The organism is Streptomyces sp. P5F9, assembly GCF_057961495.1.
On the sequence record NZ_JBXVPZ010000718.1, the window covers coordinates 1 to 3,283 of the forward strand.

General features: G+C 70.6%; 4 protein-coding genes. 3 read left to right on the forward strand and 1 reads right to left on the reverse strand.

From position 1 onward, the window contains the following. On the reverse strand, positions 1-619 hold a 619-nt coding region (locus tag AC31A1_RS48975), incomplete at its 3' end, for a bifunctional DNA primase/polymerase (protein ID WP_489659524.1). A gap of 369 nt (positions 620-988) precedes the next feature. Here AC31A1_RS48975 and AC31A1_RS48980 point away from each other — a divergent pair. From AC31A1_RS48980 to AC31A1_RS48990, 3 genes are all read left to right on the forward strand, one after another. Next, on the forward strand, positions 989-1,300 hold the full coding sequence (locus AC31A1_RS48980; protein WP_019055045.1) for a hypothetical protein: 312 nt from the start codon (positions 989-991) through the stop codon (positions 1,298-1,300). A gap of 253 nt (positions 1,301-1,553) precedes the next feature. Beyond that, entirely contained in the window at positions 1,554-2,735 is a 1,182-nt protein-coding gene (locus tag AC31A1_RS48985; RefSeq protein ID WP_489659525.1) for an acyl-CoA dehydrogenase family protein, read from the forward strand. After that, the coding region (locus AC31A1_RS48990; RefSeq protein ID WP_489659526.1) for an FAS1-like dehydratase domain-containing protein at positions 2,732-3,283 on the forward strand (552 nt) is incomplete at its 3' end. The genes AC31A1_RS48985 and AC31A1_RS48990, both read left to right, overlap by 4 nt.

Sequence of the window (3,283 nt, forward strand, 5' to 3'; positions counted from 1 at the left end):
GGCAGGGGGCCGGTGCCAGGTGGGCGGTGGCCGGGGCGGTGCCGTAGAGGCCGTGGTCGGTGCGGGAGCCTGGGCCCACCAGGTAGCCGCCGGCGCCGCGGATGTCGATGCCGGGGGCGAGCCGGCCCGCGGAGTTGGGGACGACCACGTCGGGCGGGCCGCTGAGCCAGAGGTGGCGGCCGCCGCTGGGGGTCAGGACGACGACGGTCTCGGGGATCGTGAACAGGTGGCGGAGGGCGAGTTCGCGCAGGGCGGACGAGGAGTCCGTGCCGGACTTCGTGTCGAGGTCGATGCCGATCAGGTGGTGCGGCGGCAGTCCGCACGCGATGCCGTAGCCGGTGGCCCAGGGCGCGGCGGCGAACAGTTCGCGGATGCGCGCCGGGTCGGTCGAGGCGTCGTACACCCCGTGGCCGAGGCGGCCGCATTCACCGTGGCAGGGCGGACCTGCCGGGTCCAGCGTGCCTGCCTCGCCCGCCGGGGGCGACGGGTCGTCGCGGTGCGGTGAGCGGAGGGCCGGGAGTTTTGTGCGGGACAGGGGGATCACGGCCAGTCCGCGTTCGGCGGCTGACAGGGCGTGTGCGAGGGCCAGCGTCGTGGCCTGCCGGTCGGTGGTGGCCATGCCTCCATGTTCGTACGAGTGTTCGAAAAAGGGAAGAGGGGGAGGCGGCGACTCGCCGAGGCGGGCGGATTGGCCGGAAATCTGGCGGAACGCTTCGCCCCTTGGGGCGCCTGGGGCGAGCTGTCCGTACTGCCCTGAACTGCGGCTTCAAGGTAGGTGAAGGGGTTTATCGACTTGTCATCACGCTTCAGGGGGAATAACCGCTTCCGCACTGGTTCGCCGGGGATTCGGTGGGCAACTCTGGTTCCGCGACGTCGTGCACAACACCGAGGCGGCCGGCCAACTGCCTTGGCGGAAGCAGTACTTGAAGCCGTAGTTCATGCGCGTTCGGCTACGAAGCCGGTACGCACCCTGTTCTGGAGGAACAACATGGCAAGCATCCGTACCGCCCGCGTCATCGCCGCCGTCTCCGCCCTCCCGCTGGCAGCCGCCCTCTTCACCGGCGTCGCGGCGGCGGACAACGGCGCCATCGCGGGCAACGGATCGAACGCGGGTGTGGCGACCGTCAGCGGGAGCGGGGTCGGGCACGACAACAAGGGCAACTCGTCCACCACACAGCAGCAGGCGGTCGGCTCGGGGGCCTCGAACCAGAGCAACACCGCCCAGGTCAACGGTTCCGCGTTCACCGCCATCAACCAGGGAAACGAGAACGTCGCCGTCAACTTCGCCAACTTCTGGTAGCCGCGCCCCACTTCCGCGTGGGGATGCGCGGGGGTGTGTGAGGTGTGCTCTCCGGGGTTGTAACGCGTCTGCGCGGTGGTGCTTCGGCACCGCCGCGCAGGCGTTTTTCGTGCACCACGCGCGCGTGCCCGCCGGTGGGGCACCTGTAGGGGAACGACCTTGACAGTGCACGGCATCTGACGGACAGTCAGAAATCCTCGTCCGTACGACTAAGACGGCTACGACGACTACGACGCCCCGGAGGTCCGCCGTCGTGCACCTCGCCCCCACCGAACGCCAGCGGCGGTTGCGCGCCGAGCTCCGTACGTACTTCGCCGCCCTGATGCCGGACGGACCACCCGGCACGGACGACCCCCAGGGCCAGCGGGCCCTGTTGCGCAGGATCGGCGGCGACGGCTGGCTCGGGCTCGGCTGGCCGGTCGAGTACGGCGGTCAGGGGCGGGGCGCGGACGAGCAGTTCGTGTTCTTCGACGAGGCCTACCGCGCGGGCGCGCCTGTCTCGATGGTCACCCTGAACACCGTCGGACCGACCCTCATGAAGTACGGCAGCGAGGAACAGAAGACCGCCCTCCTGCCGGGCATCCTGCGCGGGGAACTCGTCTTCGCGATCGGCTACAGCGAACCCTCGGCCGGCACGGATCTCGCGTCCCTGCGGACGCGCGCGGTACGTGACGAGCGGGGCTGGCTGATCGACGGGCAGAAGATCTTCACCTCCAACGCCCACAACGCCGACTGGATCTGGCTCGCCTGCCGCACCGACCCCGAGGCGCCCAAGCACCGCGGCATCTCGATCGTCCTCGTCCCGACCGACGCGCCAGGCTTCTCGTGGACCCCGATCGAGACGGTCGGCGGGCAGCGGACGACGGCCACGTACTACGACGGGGTCCGCGTCCCGGCCGGCAACCTCGTCGGCGCGGAGAACGAGGGGTGGTCCCTCATCACCAACCAGCTCAACCACGAGCGGGTCGCCCTCGCCGCGACCGGAATGCAGGCCGAGGAGTTCTACGCCGCCGTGCTCACCGCCGCCCGCACGCCCGATCCGGTGACGGGGCGGCGCCGGGTTGACGAGCCGTGGGTGCGCTCCCAGCTGGCCGAGGCGCATGCCCGGCTGGCGGCAACGCGCCTGCTCAACTGGCGTTTGGTGGGTGATGTCGGGGCGGGCCGGCTGGCGCCCGGCGACGCGAGCGGCGTGAAAGTCGTGGGAACCGAATCGACGGTGGCGGTGTACCGAATATGTCAGCACATTGCCGGGGCGGACGGACCGGCGGGACTGGCAGGACTGGTGCGTTCGGGCTCGCCGGGCGCGTTCGGGGACGGCGAGCTGGAGCGGTTGAACAGGGCGGCACAGATCAACACGTTCGGGGGCGGGGTGAGCGAGGTGCAGCGGGAGATCGTCGCGACGATGCGGCTCGGGATGACGAGGGGGCGGAGGTGAGCACAGTGGTGGTCGACGAGTTGGGGGCGCGGCTCAAGACGTACGAGGGGCGTGCGGCCGCCGTCGCGGGCCGGGGCAAGGACCCCGTCAACGAGCCGATGATCAGGCACTGGTGCGAGGCGATGGGCGACACCAATCCGGCGTACGCGGGCCCGGACGCCGTCGCCCCGCCCACCATGCTCCAGGCATGGACCATGGGCGGCCTCTCCGGCCACACGGGACGCACGGGGGCCTACGACGAACTGTTCGACCTCCTAGACGCGGCGGGCTGCACCTCGGTGGTCGCCACCGACTGCGAGCAGGAGTATCTACGGCCCCTGCGGCCGGGCGACGAGGTCACCTTCGACGCGGTGATCGAGTCGGTGTCGGACCGCAAGACGACGAAGCTGGGCACGGGGTACTTCGTCACGACGCGCATGGACGTCCGGGTGGGACCGGACCTCGTCGGCACCCACCGCTTCCGCATCCTCAAGTACGCGCCCGCACGCCAGAAACAGGGACAGAAACAGGGGCAGGGGCAGGGGCAGGGACACGGACACGGGCAGGGG